The following is a 17,130-nucleotide window of genomic DNA, read 5'->3' on the forward strand; positions in this document are numbered from 1 at the left end:
AACGGGTCAGGTTCGGGTCGGGAATTGCCGGTATTGTCGAGATTTCGCCAAACGATGCAACACGAGTTTCGCCAGCACGGATAGCATCGAATTCTAAATACCAGCATTCATCCCAGGCAGTGTAAGGCTTGCTCGCGGATATTACTCGAGCCAGCCAAGATACCCCAAATAGGTGTAGATCCACGGATGAACCCACGGGTTTAGCGCTGAATAGCTGGCCGACGCCGCACTCAAAAGCAGAAGCAAAGCGAATATTCGTTGCCCCCACACAAAGTTCTTCCACCGATCCAGGACCGGAATCATCGCGGTTAACCACATTGGGATTAACCAGAAAGCCCAGCGAAAGCCAGACGTCATCCCGCCGTAGTTGCGGTCTTTCAACGGCCGGAAAATATAGAACAAAAGGCAGACCGCCGTCAGCAAGACAATAAAAATGGCGACCTGGCGGAACGCTCCTTTTTCACCCAGCCATAAGCCCAACCCCAAGATCGAGAGCAACCAGACCGGCGTCAGCGACAACACGCCGTGATGCCCAATCAGCACATGGAACGCGTACAACGGGATCGAGGCCTCTCCTTTGTCGACTCCCTGCTTCACGCCTGGTTTCCAGTAACTGGTGTCGTAGTCGTACCAGTTGTCCCAGTCGCGAAGCTCGATTGCATCCTCGGTCCGCTGCAGGGCATAGCGGCGATCGATCCCGCGATCGAGCAGCACCCAGCGGGAACCTGTTTCACGCGTGATGACTTCGGCCTGATCGCTGAGCTGAACGTTGTGTTCCGCCAGAATATCGTTCACTTCGGCCGGCACTTCGTTCTTATCGAACGCGCCGTGCATCTTCTCTTCGACCGTTCCCAATACCGGACCGTCGGCCCGATGAGCATAAGGGGGACGCCAAGATTGATGGGCGATGTAGTTGGAACCGATCGAAAGGACCAGCACGATCACCGCGGCTGGCAGCCCGCACAAAAGCGTTGGAATGGGGCGACGGATTAGCATCGCCAGCCCCAGGAATGCCAGGAAGCTGAAGGCTGGCAAATCGTTCACCGCCACCGAAGCCGCAAAGAAGCCAGCCCCGAGCAGATAGCGAGCCTCGCTTCGCCCGTCGCACCAGACGCGAAGCCCGCAGTACAAGGCGATCGCCACGCTGGTTGCCGCCACCAGGTGATTATTGATTGTCACGGCGTAGGTCGTCAGGAAAGTTCCGAAGGCGACCGTTGCCACGATCCCGATCCGGGCAAAGTCAGACCGGGCATAGCGTTCGACAATCAAGATCGTCGGCCATAACAGTCCCAAAAGCAGCAGCCCGTTGGTGACGATCAGAATGATTCGCCCCACGTAATAAGGATGCTCCGAGATCTCGATTCCGACCGTGTTTTTAATCAGCCAATACTCGCCCGCCAGCACGCAGGCCATCAGTGGAGGTTTACTGCTGTAATAGTGATACCGGCCATCGGGGCCAAGGTGATACACCTTGTCGATCGAATCCCAGTATCGATCCTGAATGACTTCGTCGATGGCGAAGGTCTGATGATCGACCAGCGAGCGCACCGTCGCCCAGCGACTACGATCGTTCGCACTCAAAAAGGGATGACGATTGTGATTCGCCGTGACGGCATAAATCCGTCCGATCGCTCCGCCGAGACAGATCGCCAGCAGCAACCAATAAACGGCCCATCGCAAGCGATCGGCATCGGTCATCTGGTCGTCTCGCTTCCGAGAAACTCTAGTTGGTTTCATCGCGCGAGCCTACCTTTTGCGAGATGAAGTACGACTTCGTTTGGGGAGCCATCGCCGAACGAATGATCTCGGCCAGCAAACCGACCGTGACAAACTGCGTGCCGAGCAGCAGCGAGACGATCGAGTAATAGAACACCGCGCGCTTGTGCAGTTCAATCGGTTCTTCCACGCCGATCAACCGATCGATCACCCACCAGCCTGAAAGCCCGAACAATCCGACGAAGCCGAGCGCGAAGAATAAAAGGCCAATCCCGCCGAGCAAATGCTGCGGCCGCTGACCATAACCGGTAATAAAAGCCACCGTGGTCAGGTCGAGGAAGCCTTTCAGGAATCTTCGGACGCCGTACTTCGAATGCCCAAACTGGCGTGCCCGGTGGTTGATGACGATCTCGCCCACCTTCCAACCGTGAGCCGCGGCCAGGACCGGGACGAATCGGTGGAGCTCGCCATACAGACGAACTTCATTGAAGATCTCGCCGCGGTAACACTTCATGCCGCAGTTGTGGTCATGCAGCGTCACGCCGGTCAGCGTACTGACCATCCAGTTGAACACGCGTGACGGACCGACCTTATGCCATGGGTCGTGACGCACTTTCTTCCAGCCGCTGACGACATCGTTGCCGGCGTCCAGTTGTTCGAGGAACCGTGGGATCTCGTTCGGATCGTCCTGCAGGTCGGCATCCATCGTGATGATGACGTCGCCGGTTGCTTCCTGAAAGCCTGCATCCAGCGCGGCGGCTTTGCCAAAGTTCCGGCGGAACTTGAGCGCACGAATCCGCGAGTCCTTTTCGGTCAACCGCGAGATGACCTGCCACGAATCATCCTTCGAACCGTCGTCGATAAACAGAATTTCGACATCATAGTTGTTCGCTGTCACGACCGCGCAGATCTCTTCGTGCAGCTTGTCGAGACTTTCGTCTTCGTTATAGACCGGGATCACTAAAGACAGCTTCATGGGCTCTTACTCTTCCAAGCATATTCGTTATGCAGGACGTTGGGCGGGATCGGTGTTGGAACTCTCTTCCGAGGGGGAAGGCTCGCTGGGGGAGCCATCGGTTTGAGGTGCCCGGGCGGGAATAGCATATAGGATAGTCGCCAGAGCCACTTCCGCCAAAAGCCACGATACTCGCAACAAGACGGCCGAAACGACCGCGACCACGGGCCCGAATACCGGAGCCATCATTTCCATGATGACATACTCGCGAACCCCCATCCCGCCAGGAATTGGGGTCACGAAACCAACCACCATCGCCAAACAAACCGTGGCAGCCAGTAGTGGGAACATCTTCATTCCGCCTGCCATATGTGCGTCGGCGTCGGGAATACTGGCCATCGTTGCGAACAGACTGCCCCCCAGCAGCGTCCATCCAATAATATTCGCGCACCAGCCCCAGGCCATCACGCGGTAATTCAGCCCGGCCAGATTCTGCTCGATCTCTGGGTTGATCTTCGAGACCTTCAGCAGCAGCACGATCTTGCGAAAGACCGGCGGCAACGTCACGAACCCAGCAGCCAGGCCAATGCCCACGGCGATCAGTAGTAATAGATGATGATGGGAAAACCAGATGGCGATCAGAGCCGCGGCGTAAACCGCCCCGACCGAAACCATGGTCAGTGTTTCTGCAAAGACTGCGGTTGCGACGACGGAGCGCTGTAGGCCGGTACCTTGCACCAGCGAAGTACGCAGTACGACCACCAGCGCCTTGCCGGGCACATACTTTCCGAGATGCCCAATGAAGAAGGCCCGAATCGCACTCCAGAACGTGGGGTGCTGCTTCATGGCGGTCATCAAGCGGTACCAGAAGATCCCCATCGGCAACGAGCCCAACAGGTACAAGAGACCTGCGGCGATCACCCAATCCCAGCGAAGTTGGCCAAAAGAAAAATTATTTTGGTGAACTTGATCGATTGCTTTTTGGATATTCTGCCAAACACCCCAGACCACCAAACCCACCACAATCAACTGAACCGCAGTCATCGCGCGCGACTTCCACAGCTTCGCTTGGCTGACTGGGCGACCATCCGGGCAATCTGGGCTTACTGGAGAATCCAACGAAGGTGCTTCTAGCGGTGTGACAGCTTATGTGGATAACTTGGCGATGGTAGTCTATCGCAAAGCCGCTGCGAACCCCAAGGGGCATCATGCCGTAATGCTTTACCGAAACCGAGATAGGGAATTCTCCTCGCGGCGGTGCTGGCGGCAAGAATGCTGGCAAATGTCGCTTTCCTGTTTCCAGGATAATAGTTAGGATTAGCGGCACAAGTTGCATGATGCACGTGCTGTGCGAGGAGTATGAGACTGTGTACGCCGCCTGCTTAATCATTACGTCCGCCGTTCTCGGGGTTGATTTCGGCTATCAAACGACCGATCAGGGACAACTCGAATGTGTTGTTCAGATCGAGCCGGAAGCTCTGGAACGCCTGAAAGCTGGCGAAGCTATCCAGGTTGGGATCCCTCCGCAAATTGACCGGATTCAGGTCTTTCGGATCCAAGTCGGCTCGGATGCGCTGAATCTTCCGGTCACTTACGAAAAGCCAGTCAGCGATCGCAGCAACGATGTTGGCCTTATCCCCACCGAGGCTCCCAAGTTGACTTCTCCGCCGGAAGTCGCCTCGGAAGCGGACATCAAACCGTCGTTGGGTGACGAGTTGGCACAGTATATCCCGCGATCGACGAGCGAGCTTCCTTACGCGGCCACGCAGCCGGCGACTGGTGCTTCCTCGCGTAACACCACCAACCCCGGATCGACCACGGCCACGAACTTGCCGCCAATTCCTGGCGCCGACGAACGGTACGGCAATACGGCCAGCAACGGTTCGCGTTTCTCGGTTCCGAACACGCCTGGCAGTCCTTACAACGCGGTTCAAACCAGCGGCACGACTCCGATCACGCCAAGCGGCGGTACCGGCACCACAGCCGGGAGCACGCCCACCAGCGGCAATCAGTACAGCACCACTGGCTCGCCAACCGGCGGAGCAGCGAACAACAGCGCCGCAGTTACCGGCACAGAAAATCGCTGGAACACTTCCTCGGGTACCAACACCGGCAGCACGACCGGAACGCAAACCGGCGGAACGACTGCTGGTACCACAGGTGCGACCAATCCCTATCGCTTCAATCAGTCAACGACCGGTACCAATAACAACACCGGCGTCGTCTCGCCATCCGATTCTTGGACAAGCCAGCTAGGAACCAATACCGGAACTGGCACGAACACCGGTACCACGCAGAACGGAACCAACAACGGCAACATGGCTCCACCGCTGAACAACTCGTCAGGTGGGTACAACTACGGCACCGGTTCCCAGCAACAGCAGCAGCAACAACCTCAGCAGCCGAACAATAACAACAACACAACTCCGAACAACGGTGTGCCGAACTTCGATAACTCGTGGTTGACCGGCGCGTTCGGTAACAACAACCAACAGACGGGTGGCAACACGGCACCTTACAGCCCACTGCCGAACACCAATCAGCAGCAGCAAGGCAACGGCCAGGTGGCTCAGCAGCCACCGTACGGGCAGCAGTACCCGAACAACAACTACAACAGCCAGCAGCAGATGCCGCCTCAGCAGCAGTATGGCCCGTATCCCAACAACAACTACGCCAGCCAGGTGCCCTACAACCAGTACGGTAGCCAGCCGAACTACGGTTACAACGTCCCGGCTTCGTACCAGCAGCCTTACATGCAGCCACCCGTTCAACAGGTAGCTTCGCTTCCTCCGCCTGCCTCGTCGCCAACTCAGACGACCGGCACCACGACTGGCGATGCCAAGGAAACCGAAAAGGAAATTGTCTACGAGAAGGTTACCGAGCTCCCGACCTGGTGGCCGCTGCTTGCCTTCGGTGCGTTGATTTCGTTCGGTGCGAACTTCTACATGTTCACCACCTCGCAAGAGTTCCGCCGCAAGTATCAAGACTTGCTGGAAGACGTCCGCGACCTGCGAACGCTATCGAACGATTAAGCGAAAAGAGATCAAGCCAAAGGCTATCCTGGTCGTTACCGGGATGGCCTTTTTTCGTTTCGAAGCAAAGCCGCAGCCAGGCTCCCCTTCGCGACGGCTGCGACATCAATCTCGATCCGATGCCGATTCACTTTTCCTCAACCGCAGGGATCATTTTCAATAGTTCCCACTTGCCATCTTCGCTGTAATAGATGGCGATGCCTTTTTCCGTCACGACATACATGTCGACGTTATCACGTTTGAAGAAGGGTTCCATGGAGCCGTCACGCGTGATCACCGCTTTGATCTTACCTTGAATCTTGATCGGCTCTTCAATGGCTTGCCCATGCTGGGGCACCACGTCGGGTAGCTTCACCTCCAGCCCAGGAACCACGGTAGAGTCTCGCCACGAGGCCTCGATCGCTTCGGCCGTTTGCACGAAGCAACCCAGGTGATAGAACTCGCTGAACTTCTGCGTTTCTTTCACCCAGTCTTCGTTGTATCGCAGCCCTAGATGGAATCTTGGGCCCTCGATCTCGAAGTCGTCACGCACCAGGAACAGGTGCAATCCATTGATCTCCTTCAGCACAACGCCATCTTCCCCGGGAACTTCCTGGACCTCGCGGAAATTGAATTCTCGCATTCGGTCGTAAGCCAATTTCAGGTTCGCCACGAACGCCTTATTCAGCCCGTCCACTTCCGCACAGCGATAGCCAGCATAACCACAGAACACAAATGGAGAGGTATCCTGCAGAGAGTAATCAACCACATAGGGTGCCGACTGTTCCTCCAGGTTTTTGAGCGTCTCTGCCGTCAGCGTGACGTGAAAGAATGCGTCGCCTGGCAAAAAGTAACTATTGGTGGCCATTGCCGGCGGCGTCATCCACAGTAAGGCGAGCAGTCCATAGGCTAGACGCATCATCGCCGGTTCCCTTTTCTACGGTGCACAATGGAAGTGGGGGGAGAGTTGAATTTTCACCCAATGGAACGATTCACGACGACCGTTTTTTACAGCCCCCAGTAACGCAGCGTTTCTTTCGCGGCCTCTTGAACAAACAGGCCCCGCTCCTCTTGCCGCTGGCCGTCGTTGGTCCGCACTTGAATCGATTCGCTGGGGTCATTCAGCAAAGAGCGGACACGCTGGATGTTCTCTTCCGTCTTGAAGTATCGCAGCGCTTCGGCTCCCTGGGCACGCTGCCGGGCGTTGCCGGTCACCCACTGCTGGGCAAGTTGTTCCAGGTGCGGATCGACCGGCAAGTTGAGACGGATATGGCCTCCGGTTCGATAGTATTTCGCCCATTGGGTGTCGGCAACAACTTCCTCTGCAACCAGCACCTCAAAAGCTTGTCGCCGAATGATTCCGACGGAATCCTGGGCAATTTCACGCACAGCGGTGATCAATTCAGCAGGGCTACGAATAACTCGCAAGTCAGCAGTCAAGACCTCGACCTGCTGATTCTCTCCCAAGGGAATCGCCACCTGAGAGTTCCCCTTCCCTCCATCGATCACCAAAACCGAAGTTCCCTCGGCATGCGACTTCAAGAGCGACTCGGTCAGATAGTGCGCCGGCAATTGTCGAGTTGCCTGGAAGGGTCCTTTGATCGACTCATCGACCTGGAAAACTAATTCCCCCCAACCACTGCGGGAAGGGTCAGGATCGATATTGGAGATCGTAGCAAGATAGATCAGGCGAGCGTTACTTACCCGCAGTTCCAGACTATCAACCTGGGCCGTCAGCGGCTGGGCCTCTGCGGACGAAGTGATCACCACGCTAAGAACGGCAGCGATCAGAACGACAAGGGAACCAGCACACATGATCTTTTCCTGATTACGTCGCGAATTCGCTTTCAGGATAAGAAGGAAGTTTCAGGCCGTCAATTTTTAGGTGGACTCAAGGACAAGATCTGGCCCCTCCCTATTCGATCCAGGCATGGAACTCACTGAACACAACGCTCCCGTCAGCCTCCGCTTCCTCGATACATGCTTGGGCATCTTCGTCGCCTGGAAACTCCCAATCGAATTCGTCGATCGCGACGCACCATCGCACGGCGACGAGTTCGAGGCGTTGCTCCTTCAACGCTTCCTTCACTCGGGCAATCGCCGTTTCAACGTCGAATTCCCGCACATAGCAGCGAACGACCGCCCCCTTCGTCTCGCCGTCATCGAGAAACGATCCCTTGCCGGGGCGCAGCTCGAGAAGCAAGCAAAACATATCGTCGCTGGAAGTGATCATAAAAAACCTGATTCTGCGAGTGGGATCGATGTCTCGTTGAGATCAACTTCAAACGCCGCTCTTCACCAAACGAGATTCCCATAAAGAAGGCCATCCAAGATAACCTCTTGGATGGCCTCACTAAAGATTCGTACGTTCTAAGGATTGTTTAGAACGGTGCTTCGTCGCTCGACGATTCCGCAGGCTCAGCCGCCTTCTTTTTGGTGGCTTTCTTAGTGGCTGCTTTTTTCGTCGTGGTCTTTTTGGCCGTCTTCTTCGTAGCGGTCTTTTTCTTGGCCGCTTTCTTCTTGGTGGTCTTCGTGGTCGTCGTTTTCTTGGCGGTCTTTTTCTTCGCCTTCTTTTTGGTACCCCCCTTAGCGGCCCGATCGGCGAGAAGTGCCAGAGCGACTTCCATCGTCAGTTCGTCAGGCGAAGCTCCCTTCGGCAGCGAAGCGTTCGTTTCGCCGTCGGTCACGTACGGACCGTAGCGGCCGTCCATGATCTTGATCACTTCTTCGGTGACCGGCGACTTGTCGAGCGTCTTGAGCGGCTCTTTCGGAGCACCACGGCGACCGCGTGTCTTTGGCTGGGCCAGCAGTTCCAGCGACTTCTCCATATCGATATCGATTGGCGAAATCTCGGCTGGCAACGAACGGGTCTCGTCGTTCCACTTGATGTACGGTCCAAAGCGACCGTTGTAAGCAACGATCGGCTTCTTATCTTCGGGATGCAAACCAACTTCGCGTGGCAACGAAAGCAGTTTGATTGCCGTTTCGAGATTCACGTCGCCGGCGTTCATCCCCTTCATCAGGGAAGCATTCTTCGGCTTCTCGTCGTCATCGGACGAACCCATCTGAACGTACGGTCCGAAACGACCGGTCTTCAGATAGATTGGCTTGCCTGTTTCTGGATGCTCGCCGAGCGGTTCTTCACCCTTTTCGGCTTGCTCCAGCAGGTCCATGGCCTTCGGCAAATCGATTTCGTCGGGCGGAAGTTCATCCGGGATCGAACCGCGACGTTCGCCTTGTTCGACGTAGGGCCCATAGCGACCGACACGCACGAAGACTTCTTCGCGGTGCTCCCCTTCTTCCGGAGCTCCGAGCGGAATCGAGTTCACGCTACGGGCATCGACGTCTTTAATACGTTCTTCGACGACCTGTTTCAGGCCCGAATCTTCCACGCCGAAGTAGAACTTGCTCAGGTAATCGCTGGCGTCTGCCTCGCCGCGGCTGATGCTGTCGAGGTCGTCTTCCATCTTCGCGGTGAAGTCGTAGTCGACCAGCTTCGACAAGTGAGCTTCCAGCAAGCCCACCACAGCAAACGATGTCCAAGTCGGGACGAGTGCGTTCCCCTTCTTGAAGACGTATTCGCGACGCAGAATCGTATCGATAATCGAAGCGTACGTACTCGGACGACCAATACCCATTTCTTCCAAACTGCGGGTCAGCGATGCTTCGCTGAATCGAGCAGGTGGCTGCGTGGTATGGCTCTTCGGGTCGAACTCTTTCTGCTGCACACCCTGCCCGACGGTCACGGCTGGCAGCAGCGTTTCACGGTCGGCGAGTTCGGCCTGCGGATCGTCCGATCCTTCGACGTATGCACGCAAGAAGCCGGGGAAGTCGATCGTCTTGCCACTGACATAGAAGACCGCGTTTCCACCCTTGATATTGATCGAGATCCGGTGACCGCGAGCATCTTCCATCTGGCAGGCGATCGTTCGCTTCCAGATCAACTCGAACAGCTTGAATTGCTCGTCGCTCAATTCTTTTCGCAGCGATTCCGGCTTGCGGAACTCGTCGCCGGCAGGACGAATCGCTTCGTGAGCTTCCTGGGCGTTTTTCACCTTCGAGGCGTAAAAGCGTGGCTTCTCTGGCAGGTATTCCTTGCCATACTCACTTTCGACCAACTTACGCGAGGCATCGATCGCGACCTGAGCCAGGTTGGTCGAGTCGGTACGCATGTAAGTGATGTAACCGTTTTCGTACAGGCTCTGAGCGACCTGCATCGTTCGCCGAGCGGTGAAACCAAGCTTACGGTTTGCTTCCTGCTGCAGCGTACTGGTCGTGAACGGTGCGGCTGGTTTGCTGGTATACGGCTTGTTCTCGAGGTTACCCACCGAGAAGTCGGCGTTACGAATTCGCTCGAGCAGGTCGTTCGCGCCCGCTTCGTCCAGCAGCAACAGACCTTCCTTATTGACCTTACCGGTCGAAGGATCGAAGTCACGGCTGGCTGGAACGCGTTTGCCATCCGCTTCGATCAGGGTCGCATCGAAGGTCTGGCCATTGGTTTCAAAGGTAGCGACCAGGTCCCAGTAGGTAGCCGAATGGAACGCCATCCGTTCGCGTTCGCGCTGGACGATCAAGCGAACCGCGACGCTCTGCACGCGACCGGCCGACAGTTTCGGCTTGATCTTTCGCCACAGCAGCGGCGAAACTTCATAACCGTAAAGACGGTCGAGGATTCGACGCGTTTCCTGGGCGCGAACCAGTCCATCGTCGATGGCCCGTGGATGCTCGAGCGCCCCTTTAATGGCGGACTCTGTAATTTCGTGAAACACGAGCCGATGGACTGGGACTTTCGGCTTCAATATCTCTTGCAGGTGCCAGCTGATCGCTTCCCCTTCGCGGTCTTCGTCCGTCGCGAGGTAAAGTTCGTCCGACTCCTTCAGTAGCTTCTTAAGCTTGGTGACCTGCTGTTTTTTGTCGCTGGGGATGATGTAGACCGGATCGAACCGATCGTTGACGTTCACCCCCAGGTAGGCCCAGTCTTGGTCCTTGTACTCCTGCGGGATCTCTTTCGCACCCTGCGGCAAGTCACGAACGTGACCGATCGATGCTTCGACAAGGTAGTTCTTGCCCAGAAACTTCGAGATCGTGCGAGCCTTTGCCGGTGATTCGACGATCACCAACGCCTTCTTGCTGTTACCCGATTCCGCCATGAATGATCCAATTCAATCTACTGTTGCGATTCCGCCGTTGAAGTTTGGCCTGTGGCAAAGGAGACGAGGTTACCAAGCCGTAGTTTTCTTATCCGTTGTCGGGGGCCTTTGAATTTAACGCATCGCCTTAAGGTTTCCGCCTGCGGAAAAATCGTTGCCGCCGGCAGCTAATTTTTGAAAACTTGACTTGGCTACCAAAAATCGATGAAGCTTTCGCAAGTCTCGCAAATTTTTCCGCAATCTGCCCTAAAGGACGACCGCTGCTGCGTTTGCGGGTCTTGATTGGGATTGTACAAACCACGAATGCCCCTACAATCGTTGAAATTGTGCATCCCCCGCCCAGCATCAATAGTGCCACTTGAATCAATATGTCAAGGGGGCGGGACATTTTAACAACCCACCGGCGGTTCCATTTTTCGATAGGCGACAATGGCCACTCCGTTCAAAGTCTTCCGCGATAACCAGAAAATCTTGATGGTTGTTTTTGGCGCCCTGCTGATGGTCGCCTTCATTATTCTGCCGCCAGTTCTGCAGTATGGATTTCAGACCCAGACGGTTGATAACGAACGCGGCGATGTCGTGGTGGAAGTCGACGACGAAGGTCTCTACCGCGTCGACGTCGACAACTTGCGCGATAAATACAACCTGGTTGCTCGCGTCATGGCCGAAGCCATTGGCCAGTCGCTGATCCTGAAGGGTTCGCCGCAGCCGCCGATGCCACCGATTCCAGGTTTGGCTATCCGCCCCGCAACGGCTCAAACTCCTAGCCTACCTGAATTCCGCCCGATCGGTGCTGAAGAAGCGGTCCTTTATTATGCCTGGGTTAAGAAGGCAGACGAAATCGGAATGGTCGTCGACGACGCTTCGGTTCGTGAATTCATGCGAGAGACAGCTGGTGGACAGCTTAGCGATTACGACTACAACGCCATCCTGATGACCGTTACCGGTGGCGAACGCAGTGGCATTACTTACGACCATTTCTTTGAAATGCTGCGTGGCGTGCTGATGGCCCAGAAGCTTCAGGCTCTGGTTTTCCGTGACGGCCGCGTGGTTACCCCAGGTACTGCCTGGGTTGCTTACCGCAACTTGAATCGTTCGCTCTCGACCGAGATGTTCCCCGTTTCGGCTAGCGAATTCATGAGCAAGGTGGGCGAGCCGACGAGTGCTCAGATCACCGAAATGTTCGAGAAGTTCAAGCACCAGCCAGCCAATCCAGCCATGAACCAGACCGGCTTCATGCAGATGGACAAGATCGCCCTGGCCTATATCAAGGGCGACATCAACGACTTCCTGGAAGCCGCCAAGACCGAGATCACCGACGCAGAGATCGCGGCTCACTACGAAGCCAACAAAGATTCCTACCGCAAGCCACAGTTGCCTTCGGCAGAGCCAGACACTCCAGCCAAAACCGAAGAGAAGCCGGCTGAAGAAACGCCTGCCGAAGAATCGAAGCCTGCCACCGAAGAAGCAGCTCCGATGGAAACACCGGAAGCTCCGGCAGAAGAAATGAAGAAGGAAGAGGCACCGGCTGAACCGGCCAAGACCGAAGAGGAAGCCAAGCCAGCCGATGATGCCAAGCCGATGGAAGAGCCAAAGCAGGAACCTGCCGCGGAAGAGAAACCGGCGGAAGAACCAAAAACCGAAGAGCCCAAGTCGGAAGAATCGAAGCCAGAAGAAGCCAAGGCGGAAGATTCGTCGATGACTGCTCGCGACGGTGGCGTGCAGTTGGTCAGCTTCCTGCAGGAAGAAGGCGAAGAACCTGCCAAGACCCAAGAAGCACCCGCCGAAGAAAAGCCAGCGGAAACCCCTGCTGAGGAAACTCCAGCCGCCGAAGCACCGATGGACACCGCGGCTCCTGCCACGGACGCTCCTGCGGAAGAAGCTCCGGTTGAGTACAAGCCACTGGCCGAAGTTCAAGATCAGATCCGTACTCGTCTCGCTCAGCCCAAGGCTCAAGCGAAGATGCAGGCCGCCTTGGCGGAAATTCGTCACGAGTTGCAAGGCAAGTACGAAGATCACCGTAGCCAAGAGAACGCCGACGACACCAAGTCGCCTTACGACTCGAACAACCTCGAGAAGCTGGCCAAGCACCTGGGGCTCTCGTTCGGTGCCATGCCGCTGTCGGATTACTTTGAAGCTTCGCAGACCGCCTTTGCCCAAGACGCGATTCACTTCGACTTCGTCTTCGAGCCAACCGGTCCACGTACGCTGAATCGTTCGCTCGTTGCCGAAGCTTTCGAGTCGAACAACCCAATGTTCCAGCCACGTGCGTTCCCTGGCGATTCGCAGACTCGCCGCTTTAGCGAACCGGAAGTCCAGTACCTTTACTGGAAGACCGACGCCAAACAGGGTTATGCTCCGAAGCTGGAAGACGTCAAAGACCTGGTGATTAAAGCCTGGAAAGAACAGGAAGCTGCCAAGCTGGCCAAGGAACATGCCGAGAAGCTGGCCGAGCAGATCAAGACCAAGGAAGAACTGGCCAAGGCTGCCACCGAAGCAGGTGCCACGGTGATCGTCGCCGAAAACATCACCTACTTCAATCAGCTCTCGGGCAATCAGAACCTGTCGCTGGGCACCATCCCTGGCGTGGAAGACGTAGCTCAGACCACCATGGAAGCCTTGTTCAGCACGCCAGTCGGTTCGACCACGGTTGCTCCGAACTCGAAGGACAACGTTTACTACGTCGCCCTGATCACCGGTGAAGGGGAAACCAACGAACAGCTTCGCGACAATCTGCTGGCCGCCATCCAAGGCGCGTTGCCAGCCAGCGTTTCGATGTACGCTTCGCAGGAAGAAAACATGGTCACCCGAGCGATCCTGGTCGACTTCTTCGATCCAACGCGGATCGACTGGAAGATCGACCCAACCGATCTCGACTCGAACTCGTAGTCGACTTCAATTCAAGGAAAGGGCCGGCAGCTTTGCCGGCCCTTTTTTGTTTCTTGCCTAGAAACTTGACACGCCTCTTCGGACCGCCTGACAATGTGCCCCACCACTTGTCCCGCCTCCTCGCTTCTCCTCGTTCCGTTCCAGTGACCACTCATGGCTAAGATCTCCAGCGGCAAACTCCACCAAAGTTACGACTCCAGCATGGGCTTTGGCATTGCGATCGGAGACATGATCAGTCGCATCCGAAGCGACATGCCCTCCATACCCAAATTTAAACGAGCCGACCTCATTACCACCGGTACATTGCATGCGCTGGCCAAGGTCATGAAAGGAGAACCGAAGTCGGCTTACCTGACGAAGCTTTACAAGCCGGAAGTCGAAGAATGGCAAGCGACGCTGAATGCCTGGTTCAAACGGGTACGCTCGAAGTACACGCCAGAGGCTGCCGAGCAGGTTCAAAAGAACCTCGACGCCCGACTTCCAGACGCTGCTGAAGTATGCCAAGGACAAAGACGAACGATACTGGCGAGCCGAGTCGCAAGAGACCTTCCTGAAGATCCGCTTCAAGACTCACGAAGAGAAGGAAGCCGCCGAAGCCGCGGCCGAGCGGTTGCATCCCGTCAAGCTGGGACATGCATTGTCGAAGTATCTCGAGCGATGCATCAGCGATCTGCATGGCGACACGCCGGCGAGTCCCTCCCCTGCCCCGGACGGCGAGCCATGGGAACCGCTGCGACTTTCGTTGGGTTGGTCGACCGATAGCGACGATCAGACCGAGAGCACTCACCTGACGATCGACAGCTTTGCACGTTTCGCGATCGATCCGGATGGCGATACCGAGATCACGGCGTATGACATCGAGGACGCCGTGATCAATTATCTGAAGAAGCATGATCGAAGCCTGCTGAAGACGTTGGACTTCGACTGCGAGAGTTCTTTGTTCTGGGTCGGATCGACGGAGCCATCGTCGCTGGCGACTGTTGCCGAGATCTTGCTAAGGTTTTCGCGCGATCTTCAATTATTCGAGAGCTATTGGAAGCCCAAGAAAAAGAAATAGCCGCAAGGCCTGGGAAGCAAGCGAGGCCTGCTTCCCGAAGCGATTTGCGGCTTATCTCTTAGCTTGATTCGACTATCGAACCGGCTTGATCACCACGGTTGCCATCGGAGGCAAACGGAACTGGATCGAGTTCTCGCGACCGTTCCAACCGATGTTGTCGGATTGGATATCGTCGGTATTGATCACGTCGCTACCAGCGTAACGCGAGTTGTCCGAGTTGAAGATCTCGCGGTAGGCTCCGGCAACTGGCACACCCATGCGGTAATCATCCCGCGAGCTTGGGGTGAAATTGCAGACCACGGCGACAAAGTCTTCTGGGTTCTTACCCTTACGGATGTAGCTGATCACGCTGTTTTCCCAGTCGTTGCATTCGATCCACTCGAAGCCACTGCCGTCGAAGTCGACTTCGTGCAGGGCTGGCTCGTGAACCAGCATCGCGTTGAGGTCCGAGATCAGCTTCTGGATACCCTGGTGCGATTCCCATTCCAGCAGATCCCACTGGAGGCCTGCTTCCAGGTTCCATTCGTTCCACTGGCCGATTTCGTCACCCATGAAGATCAACTTCTTGCCAGGGTGCGTCCACATGTACGAGTACAACAATCGCAGGTTCGCGAATCGCTGCCACATATCGCCAGGCATCTGATCCAGCAGCGAGCCCTTACCGTGCACCACTTCGTCGTGCGAAAGCGGCAGCACGAAGTTTTCGGTGAACGCGTAGATCAAGCTGAAGGTCAGTTCGCCATGGTGATGCTTGCGATAAACCGGGTCTTTTCGCATGAATCGCAGCGTGTCGTTCATCCAGCCCATGTTCCATTTCAGGCTGAAGCCGAGACCGCCGTCGAAGGTCGGACGCGAAACGCCACCCCAGGCAGTCGATTCCTCGGCGATCGTCATTACGCCAGGATGCTGCAGGTGAGACTGTTCGTTGAATTCCTTCAGGAACGAGATCGCGTCCAAGTTCTCGCGACCACCGAACTCGTTCGGAATCCATTGATCATGTTCGCGGCTGTAGTCGAGGTACAGCATCGAAGCGACCGCGTCGACTCGCAGGCCATCGATGTGGTACTTGTCGAACAGGAACAGGGCGTTCGAGATCAGGAAGTTACGGACTTCGTTACGGCCGTAGTTGAAGATCAGCGTGCCCCAGTCTGGGTGTTCGCCACGACGTGGATCTTCGTGTTCGTACAAAGCCGTACCGTCGAAGCGACGCAGGCCGTGATCGTCTTTCGGGAAGTGAGCCGGCACCCAGTCGAGAATCACCGACAGACCATGCTGATGGCAGTAATCGACGAAGTACATGAAGTCTTCTGGCGTTCCGTAACGGCTGGTCACGGCGAAGTAACCGACCGTCTGGTAGCCCCAGCTTCCGGTGAACGGATGCTCGGAGATTGGCATCAGTTCGATATGGGTATGGTTCTGCTGCTGGCAGTACTTCACCAATTCGTGTGCCAGGTAGCGGTAGTTGAACCAGCCATGCTCTTCTTCCGCATTGCGGGCCCAGCTACCGAGATGGACTTCGTAGACCGACATCGGCTTGGAAAGCTGATCTTCCTGGCCACGCTTGTCCATCCAAACCTGATCGTTCCACTTGTAGGAATTCAAGTCGGCGACGATCGAAGCGGTGCGAGGTGGCATTTCGGCAGCGAAGCCGTAAGGATCGCACTTGTCGACGGCTCGGTCGGCCTGACGGACGCGATACTTATACTTTTCGCCGGCGGCCATGTCTGGGATGAACAGTTCCCAGACACCGCTGGTGCCAACACGATTCATCTGGTGGCTGCGGGCATCCCAATCATTGAAATCACCGACGACCGAAACCGCCTTGGCATTCGGAGCCCAAACGGCGAAGTTCACGCCGCTGACACCATTCACCGTTCGCAGGTGAGCGCCCAGCTTGTCGTAGGATTGCCAATGCTTGCCTTCACCCAACAGGTGGAGGTCAAAGCCGGTGAAGAAGGAAGGAAACGCGTAGGGGTCATGCATGGTTTTCATTTGGCCACTTCCGCCATCGATTCGAAGTTGATACTGGCCCTTTTCCGTAACCCCATCCATGGGACACATGGCTTCAAACAATCCCGCCGGATGAATCATCTTCATCGGCGTGTTTTTCCCGTGTCCCGGATGGAACAGCCAGGCTTGTTCTTTTCCCGGCAGGTAGGCTCGAACCGCCGCGGATTTCATGCCCGAGGCTTCCACTGGGTGCGGACCCAGAAAGCTACTCGGATTGTCGGAACAACCGTCAATAAGATCCGTTATTTTACCCAAACCACCAATAGTATGCACGTCCTGCTCCTTGCCGATGCTGCGGCCTTGCCGGGTTTTCAGTTGGGGGAGATTTTCCGAAATGCTGCT

General features: G+C 56.1%; 11 protein-coding genes. 3 read left to right on the plus strand and 8 right to left on the minus strand.

Annotated elements, in window-relative coordinates; translation table 11 throughout:
- Positions 1-141 precede the first annotated feature (141 nt).
- The 3 genes from AB1L30_RS24125 to AB1L30_RS24135 are packed head-to-tail and all read right to left on the minus strand — an operon-like array spanning position 142 to position 3,790.
- On the minus strand, positions 142-1,737 hold the full coding sequence (locus AB1L30_RS24125; RefSeq protein WP_367016793.1) for a hypothetical protein: 1,596 nt from the start codon (positions 1,735-1,737) through the stop codon (positions 142-144).
- The gene (locus AB1L30_RS24130; protein ID WP_367016795.1) at positions 1,724-2,692 is read right to left on the minus strand and encodes a glycosyltransferase family 2 protein; all 969 of its coding nucleotides are present in this window, start codon (positions 2,690-2,692) and stop codon (positions 1,724-1,726) included. Before AB1L30_RS24130 ends, AB1L30_RS24125 begins: the two co-directional genes overlap by 14 nt.
- A gap of 27 nt (positions 2,693-2,719) precedes the next feature.
- Complete coding sequence (locus tag AB1L30_RS24135; protein WP_367016797.1) at positions 2,720-3,790, minus strand: lysylphosphatidylglycerol synthase transmembrane domain-containing protein; 1,071 nt, start codon at positions 3,788-3,790, stop codon at positions 2,720-2,722.
- Positions 3,791-4,038: 248 nt separating this feature from the next.
- Here AB1L30_RS24135 and AB1L30_RS24140 point away from each other — a divergent pair, with 248 nt between their 5' ends.
- On the plus strand, positions 4,039-5,703 hold the full coding sequence (locus tag AB1L30_RS24140; protein ID WP_367016799.1) for a hypothetical protein: 1,665 nt from the start codon (positions 4,039-4,041) through the stop codon (positions 5,701-5,703).
- 127 nt (positions 5,704-5,830) lie between these two features.
- Here AB1L30_RS24140 and AB1L30_RS24145 read toward each other — a convergent pair whose 3' ends face one another.
- From AB1L30_RS24145 to topA, 4 genes are all read right to left on the minus strand, one after another.
- The gene (locus AB1L30_RS24145) at positions 5,831-6,604 is read right to left on the minus strand and encodes a hypothetical protein (protein ID WP_367016800.1); all 774 of its coding nucleotides are present in this window, start codon (positions 6,602-6,604) and stop codon (positions 5,831-5,833) included.
- A gap of 86 nt (positions 6,605-6,690) precedes the next feature.
- Entirely contained in the window at positions 6,691-7,497 is an 807-nt protein-coding gene (locus AB1L30_RS24150) for a hypothetical protein (RefSeq protein WP_367016802.1), read from the minus strand.
- A gap of 100 nt (positions 7,498-7,597) precedes the next feature.
- A complete protein-coding gene (locus tag AB1L30_RS24155) occupies positions 7,598-7,915 on the minus strand; it encodes a hypothetical protein (RefSeq protein ID WP_367016804.1) in 318 nt (105 codons plus the stop codon).
- 148 nt (positions 7,916-8,063) lie between these two features.
- On the minus strand, positions 8,064-10,832 hold the full coding sequence (gene topA, locus AB1L30_RS24160) for a type I DNA topoisomerase (RefSeq protein ID WP_367016805.1): 2,769 nt from the start codon (positions 10,830-10,832) through the stop codon (positions 8,064-8,066).
- A 429-nt stretch (positions 10,833-11,261) separates the two neighbouring features.
- Here topA and AB1L30_RS24165 point away from each other — a divergent pair, with 429 nt between their 5' ends.
- Positions 11,262-13,721, plus strand: coding sequence for a hypothetical protein (locus tag AB1L30_RS24165; protein WP_367016807.1), 2,460 nt, complete (start codon positions 11,262-11,264; stop codon positions 13,719-13,721).
- 400 nt (positions 13,722-14,121) lie between these two features.
- Positions 14,122-14,778 carry a hypothetical protein gene (locus AB1L30_RS24170; protein ID WP_367016809.1) on the plus strand — a complete coding sequence of 219 codons (657 nt, stop codon included), beginning with the start codon at positions 14,122-14,124 and terminating at the stop codon, positions 14,776-14,778.
- A gap of 72 nt (positions 14,779-14,850) precedes the next feature.
- On the opposite strand, the gene glgB is transcribed toward AB1L30_RS24170, so the two are convergent.
- On the minus strand, positions 14,851-16,959 hold the full coding sequence (glgB, locus tag AB1L30_RS24175; RefSeq protein WP_367016811.1) for a 1,4-alpha-glucan branching protein GlgB: 2,109 nt from the start codon (positions 16,957-16,959) through the stop codon (positions 14,851-14,853).
- Positions 16,960-17,130 lie beyond the last annotated feature (171 nt).

The organism is Bremerella sp. JC817 (assembly GCF_040718835.1).
Taxonomy (GTDB): Bacteria; Planctomycetota; Planctomycetia; order Pirellulales; family Pirellulaceae; genus Bremerella.

What these genes read in the sequence shown, in the direction of transcription:
- glgB (WP_367016811.1), bottom strand. Translation starts at nt 16,959, where the DNA reads ATGAAATCCGCGGCGGTTCGAGCCTACCTGCCGGGAAAAGAACAAGCC.
- AB1L30_RS24170 (WP_367016809.1), top strand. Translation starts at nt 14,122, where the DNA reads ATGCCTGGTTCAAACGGGTACGCTCGAAGTACACGCCAGAGGCTGCCG.
- AB1L30_RS24150 (WP_367016802.1), bottom strand. Translation starts at nt 7,497, where the DNA reads ATGTGTGCTGGTTCCCTTGTCGTTCTGATCGCTGCCGTTCTTAGCGTG.
- AB1L30_RS24165 (WP_367016807.1), top strand. Translation starts at nt 11,262, where the DNA reads ATGGCCACTCCGTTCAAAGTCTTCCGCGATAACCAGAAAATCTTGATG.
- AB1L30_RS24155 (WP_367016804.1), bottom strand. Translation starts at nt 7,915, where the DNA reads ATGATCACTTCCAGCGACGATATGTTTTGCTTGCTTCTCGAGCTGCGC.
- AB1L30_RS24125 (WP_367016793.1), bottom strand. Translation starts at nt 1,737, where the DNA reads ATGAAACCAACTAGAGTTTCTCGGAAGCGAGACGACCAGATGACCGAT.
- topA (WP_367016805.1), bottom strand. Translation starts at nt 10,832, where the DNA reads ATGGCGGAATCGGGTAACAGCAAGAAGGCGTTGGTGATCGTCGAATCA.
- AB1L30_RS24145 (WP_367016800.1), bottom strand. Translation starts at nt 6,604, where the DNA reads ATGATGCGTCTAGCCTATGGACTGCTCGCCTTACTGTGGATGACGCCG.
- AB1L30_RS24130 (WP_367016795.1), bottom strand. Translation starts at nt 2,692, where the DNA reads ATGAAGCTGTCTTTAGTGATCCCGGTCTATAACGAAGACGAAAGTCTC.